A 5,721-nucleotide genomic window follows, 5' to 3' on the forward strand; every position below is an offset into this window, starting at 1 on the left:
GCCTGGTTGCGCTGGTCTGGACGCTCAACGTGCGCGATGAAATCGACGTGAGAACGCCCGTGGCGACAGCCGCGCCCAGCGACAGCCTGGTTGCGCGGGGCGCTTACCTGGCACGCGCCGGCAACTGCCAGACCTGCCACACGGCGCAAGGCGGCCAGCCGTATGCGGGCGGCCGCGGCATCGCCACGCCGTTCGGCGCGGTGTTCACGTCCAACCTCACCCCCGACGACAAGACCGGCATCGGCAGCTGGTCATCCGCCCACTTCTGGCGTGCCATGCACAACGGCCGCTCCAAAAATGGCCGCCTGCTCTACCCGGCCTTTCCGTACACCAGCTACACACAGGTCACGCGTGAAGATTCCGACGCACTGTTTGCCTACCTGCGCAGCCTGCCCGCCGTGGTGCAACCCAATCAGCCGCATGCGCTGCGCTTTCCCTACCAGTCGCAGGCCGCGCTTGCGGTGTGGCGCGCCCTTTATTTCAGCCCCGGCGTGTACCAGCCCGACACCGCACGCAGCGCCGACTGGAACCGCGGCGCCTACCTGGTCAAGGGACTGGGACATTGCGCGGCCTGCCACACCGCACGCAATGCGCTGGGTGCCACCGATACCGGGCTGGACCTTGCCGGCGGGCTGATCCCCATGCAGAACTGGTATGCACCGTCGCTGACCTCGCCGTATGAAGCAGGAGTGAGCGACTGGGACAGGCAGCACATCGTGAACCTTCTGAAAAACGGCGTGTCACCGCGCGCCTCGGTTACCGGCCCCATGGCTGAAGTCGTCCAGCGCAGCACGCAGTATTTGAGCGACGCCGACCTCGGCGCCATGGCGCAGTTCCTCAAAGAGTTGCCGCCCTCGCCCGCCAGGCCCCCGGAGCCGGCCACCCTCAGGACGCAGGGCGAATCGGTGGAGCGCGCCAGCAAGCTCTACGAGCAGCACTGCGCCCAATGCCACGGCGCCAAAGGCGAAGGCATCGCCAACGCTTACCCGGCGCTGGCAGGCAACCGCGCCGTGACCATGAACCAGCCCGTGAACCTCGTCCAGATCGTGCTCAACGGCGGCTATGCACCGGCTACCGCGGGCAACCCGCGCCCCTTCGGCATGCCGCCTTTTGTGCTGGTGCTGAACGATGCCGACATGGCGCTGGTGCTCACCCACATCCGGCAATCGTGGGGTAACCGGGCCAGCGAAATCACGCCGCTGGAAGTGAACCGGATACGGGCGAACTCGGGGCGGTAGACGTATCACTGCGCTTCGTTTGTGAGGGAGCGCAATGGTCCCCTGAGGACGGCGGCCTGCCAGCTGCGCACCTAAAATCAGCTGCAGTGTGCAGCCCCATTTCTGTTGATCGGGTTCAGGGCGGAACTGCACCGCAACCGAAAGAGCATATGTCGGCAGTCGTTGAAACCTGGTTTGGTGAGGCCTTCACACAACTGCACCCGTTGCTCCAGGAACTTCATCGGTCTGGAGGCACGCTCTCAGGCACAGTCGAGGTTCGGCTGGGCACCGGCCTTGCAGGTTGGGCTGGCCGGCGGCTTGCGCAAAAACTCGGTGTCCCGTCTTGCGACGGGATTGCAACGATGAGTGTTGCCATCTTCAGCACTGATACCGAGCTTCACTGGAACCGTACCTTCAATGAAACCTCCACGTTTGCCTCAACCTTCACGCCGACAGGTCAATATCCATCGGGTTACTGGATCGAATCATCTGGCCTGCTGCGCCTCAAGCTGGCGGTTTCCATCGTCAATGGGGGCTGGGTCTGGCGGCCCATCGGGGGCGCGCTGGCGGGAATTCCCTTCCCTCTTTGGCTCCTGCCCCGCACGGCCGCATCGAAGTGCATCAACAACGGTCAGTACCAGTTCAATGTGGAAGTCGGCCTCCCATTGCTCGGTACGGTGCTCTCCTATAGCGGGAACCTGTCGCCTGAGCCTCTCATGTGAAAGCGCAGGTGGCTAGATGCACCCAGCTGGATCGAAAGTCGTACTCATATCCTTCAACGGTGCCCGGTCCGCGCCTGAAAATTGCCGCCCTGCCGAGAACTATTGGCTCCTGATCGGGACCCGGGGAACTATCGCAAGTCCGGTCAACGCAAACGGCCGCGTGCTGGTCACATTCGATACCCCGGTGAGTGAAGTGGGCCTGGCATGCCACAACCCCACACCCAACAGCCTCTACATTCTGGAAAGCGACCTCGCGCATTTCCCATAAACCATGAAGATTTTCCGCCTGGCAGGTCGGCCTAATTAGGTCAAAGAATTTGCGCCCAGGCGTCATCTCAAGCATCGCGAATACCCATGCATGCAGTCACTGAACTCGAACGTATTTTCCTTCCCTTGCTGCAAGAGGCGGAACGAGTGTCCGTGTCCGAGTATCCGCAATTGAAGTTCAACAGTGGTTCATCATCGGTCGGCGGTCTGACTGAATACCAAGGCCACTGCGTATGGCTTGAATGCATATTCCCGGACGCCACAAACGAAGAAGCAGACTCGGTCGCCATCATGATTGGGGTGAAGCACCTCACCACCGAACCCGAGCTGTGCGAGGTGTCGGTCGAATGGGGGCACGGCCAGCACCCCGAGCACATGATCGAACTGCTCGACCATCCGGTGGCTCTTACGGTAGCCCAACTGCAGCAAACCGCAATGCGCTTTCCTGACCTGCTCCATCGAGCGAACACCCTCCAGCGCGCTGTGTTTGATTTCAGCCCCTACGCCTATCAAATTTCTGGTTTCACAGCCAGGCTGCACAGCCAAGCAGCTTAGCGCCTGGAAGCCTCAAGAACTGGCGGGCGGCGTGACCATCCGGTCCCGCCTGGAGAGCGACGGAAACAACCTGAACCAGGCCGCAGCCACCAGCAGCGTGCCCACCCCACCCGCCACCACCGAGCCCACGGGCCCCAGCAGTGCCGCCGTGGCGCCTGATTCAAATTCACCGAGCTGGTTGGAAGCGCCAATAAACACCGAGTTGACGGCGCTCACGCGGCCGCGCATTTCGTTGGGGGTTTCGATCTGCACCAGTGTCTGGCGCACCACCACGCTGACCATGTCGGCGCCGCCCGAGATGGCCAGCACCAGGAGCGACAGTACAAAGCTGGTCGACAGCCCAAACACCACCATGCAGATGCCGTACAGGGCAACTGCTGACAACATGGTCGGCCCGACGCGGCGCTCCAGCGGCCATCGTGTGAGCACCGCGGACGTCAGCAGGGCGCCGACTGCGGGGGCGCCCCGCAGCAGGCCCAGGCCCCAGGGCCCGACGTGCAGGATGTCTTTGGCAAACATGGGCAACAGCGCCGTGGCGCCGCCCAGCAGCACGGCAAACAAGTCCAGCGACACGGCGCCCAGCAGGGCCTTGCGCTGCCACACGAACTCGACACCGGCCAGGAGCGTGCGCAATGTGACCGGTTCGCGCGGCGGCGGCACGTGGTCGTAGCGCAGCACGGCGATCAGCACGCAGCCGGTGGCAAACAGGAAGGCGCAGGTGGCATATACCGCTGTGGCGCCGGCCACAAAGATCACGCCGCCCAGCGCCGGCCCGCCGATCACCGCCGCCTGCATCCCGGCCGAGCTGAAGGCCATGGCGCGCGGCAGCATGACCGGAGGCACCAACATGGGGGTAAGCGCCTGCTGCGCGGGCATCTGGAAGGCTCGGGCCACGCCCAGCATGACGGACACCGCCAGCAACAGCTCGCGCGAAGCCCAGCTGTGAGAAGCACCGGACGGGTGCCAGCCTTCCGTGGCGCCGACCAGGATCAGCGCCACAGTGGCCTGCGTCACCAGGCAGGCGGCGATGATCCGGCCGCGGTGCACACGGTCAGCCACGTGCCCGGCCACCAGCGTGAGCAGCAGCGCCGGCACAAACTGGTAAAGGCCCACCAATCCCAGATCCCAGGCGCTACCGGTCAGTTCGTACATCTGCCAGCCCACGGCGACCATCAGCATCTGGTTGCCTGTGGTGCCAAAAATCCGGGCAAACCACATGCGCATGAAAGCGCGCTGGTGGATCAGTTCTTCAAACGTATGTGTCGACATGCGGCCCGAAGCTTAACAGCGCGGTACCCGCACAGCGCCGCAAGGGGCTACTCCTGAAGCCTCCCTTTGATACCATTTTGCTATTTATTTAATAGCTGCTTGCGCGCGTCCTGCCTTGCCAAAACCGGAATTTCCGCATTGGATGATTCGCAGGCCCGACGGCCGCCCCCGCAACCGGACCGCTTTCGTCCGAACCGGGAGACAAGCACGATAAGGCGGCCTGCTGGCCTGAAAATTAGGCCATTGGCTTCAGGCACGTTGCCGCTTTAGGCGAAACAGGCAGTTAACATGGCGACATAACAGGGCCACCCTGGCACCAGGAGGAAGAAGTTATGCACCGCATCGTCATCGTGGGCGGAGGCGCCGGAGGGCTGGCGCTGGCCACGCAACTGGGCAAACGCCTGGGCAAAAAGGGCCTGGCTGAGGTCACCCTGGTCGACGCCGCCCGTACCCATGTCTGGAAACCCTTGCTGCACCAGCTGGCCGCCGGCAGCTTTGACACGCATGCGGAGGAGATTGAATACCTCGCTCAGGCCCGCTGGAACCATTTCAAGTTTCGCCTGGGAAGCCTGACCGGTGTGGACCGCCAGAACAAGACCCTGCAGCTGGCTGCCAGCCACGACGAGGCCGGCCGCGAGATCACACCGGCCCAGCAGCTGGCCTACGACACACTGGTGATTGCCGTGGGCAGCCAGACCAACGACTTCGGCACGCCCGGTGCGGCCGAACACACCATCAAGCTCGACAGCCCACAAGCGGCCAAGCGCTTTAATGACCGGTTGATCAACGCCTGCATTCGCGCACAAACCGTGCCGCGTGTGGCTGGCAGCGGCCGTCTGACGGTGGCGATCGTGGGGGGCGGCGCCACCGGCGTCGAACTGGCTGCCGAGCTCCACGCCGCGGCGCGGGTGCTGGCCAATTACGGTTTTGACCACATCCACCCCGAGAAAGACCTGCAGATCGTGCTGGTGGAGGCCRCACCACGCCTTTTGGCCCAGTTACCGGAACGCCTGAGCGAATCGGCCATGCGCGAACTGCGCAAGCTGGCCATCGAGGTCCACACGAACGAAAAAGTCGTGGAGGTCACTGCCGACAGCCTGAAGATGGCCAGCGGCAAAGTCATCTCGTCCAGCATCACGGTGTGGGCCGCCGGCGTGAAGGCCTCCGACTTCTTGCGGACCCTTGGCGACGGCAACCCGCTGGAAACCAACAGGCTCAACCAGCTGGTGGTGAATGGAAACCTGCAAAGCACGGGTGACGCAAACATCTATGCCTTTGGCGACTGCGCGGCATGCCAGCAACCCGACGGCACCTGGGTACCGCCGCGAGCCCAGGCCGCCTACCAGCAGGCCATGTACCTGACGCGCTCGCTCTCCGACCTCATCGCCGGCAAGCCCGTGGCCCCCTTTGTTTTCAAGGACCAGGGTTCGCTCGTCTCGCTGTCGGAATACTCGTCCGTCGGCAGCCTGATGGGCAGCCTCACCAAAGGCAGCTTTTTCATTGAAGGCCAGCTCGCCAAGTTCATGTACTGGGGCCTGCACAAGCAGCACCAGCTGGCGCTGGGCGGCTTCAAGAAAACCGCGCTCATCACGCTGTCGGAAATGCTGGACCGCACCTATCGCCCGCGCATCAAGTTGCACTGATAATCACGGCATCCCTCTCGCGATTCTTTTATCAACCTCACTCAACCC

At 63.3% G+C, this 5,721-nt stretch carries 5 protein-coding genes; 4 read left to right on the forward strand and 1 reads right to left on the reverse strand.

Annotation, left to right across the window (positions count from 1 at the left end):
* Window positions 1–2 precede the first annotated feature (2 nt).
* The 3 genes from AC1D0Z_RS14965 (at window position 3) to AC1D0Z_RS14975 (ending at window position 2,761) form a co-directional block, all read left to right on the forward strand.
* Entirely contained in the window at window positions 3–1,238 is a 1,236-nt protein-coding gene (locus AC1D0Z_RS14965; RefSeq protein WP_477659015.1) for a c-type cytochrome, read from the forward strand.
* Between the two features lie 149 nt (window positions 1,239–1,387).
* Window positions 1,388–1,939 carry a DUF4166 domain-containing protein gene (locus tag AC1D0Z_RS14970; protein ID WP_477659016.1) on the forward strand — a complete coding sequence of 184 codons (552 nt, stop codon included), beginning with the start codon at window positions 1,388–1,390 and terminating at the stop codon, window positions 1,937–1,939.
* A gap of 354 nt (window positions 1,940–2,293) precedes the next feature.
* Window positions 2,294–2,761, forward strand: coding sequence for a hypothetical protein (locus AC1D0Z_RS14975; protein WP_477659017.1), 468 nt, complete (start codon window positions 2,294–2,296; stop codon window positions 2,759–2,761).
* A gap of 12 nt (window positions 2,762–2,773) precedes the next feature.
* Here AC1D0Z_RS14975 and AC1D0Z_RS14980 read toward each other — a convergent pair whose 3' ends face one another.
* Window positions 2,774–4,030 carry an MFS transporter gene (locus AC1D0Z_RS14980; protein ID WP_477659018.1) on the reverse strand — a complete coding sequence of 419 codons (1,257 nt, stop codon included), beginning with the start codon at window positions 4,028–4,030 and terminating at the stop codon, window positions 2,774–2,776.
* Between the two features lie 332 nt (window positions 4,031–4,362).
* On the opposite strand from AC1D0Z_RS14980, the gene AC1D0Z_RS14985 reads away from it, so the two are divergent.
* Window positions 4,363–5,673: an NAD(P)/FAD-dependent oxidoreductase gene (locus AC1D0Z_RS14985; protein ID WP_477659019.1), complete on the forward strand. Its 1,311-nt coding sequence runs from the start codon at window positions 4,363–4,365 to the stop codon at window positions 5,671–5,673.
* The last annotated feature ends 48 nt before the right edge of the window (window positions 5,674–5,721 follow it).

The sequence above is a fragment of the Polaromonas sp. P1_E3 genome (assembly GCF_056405935.1).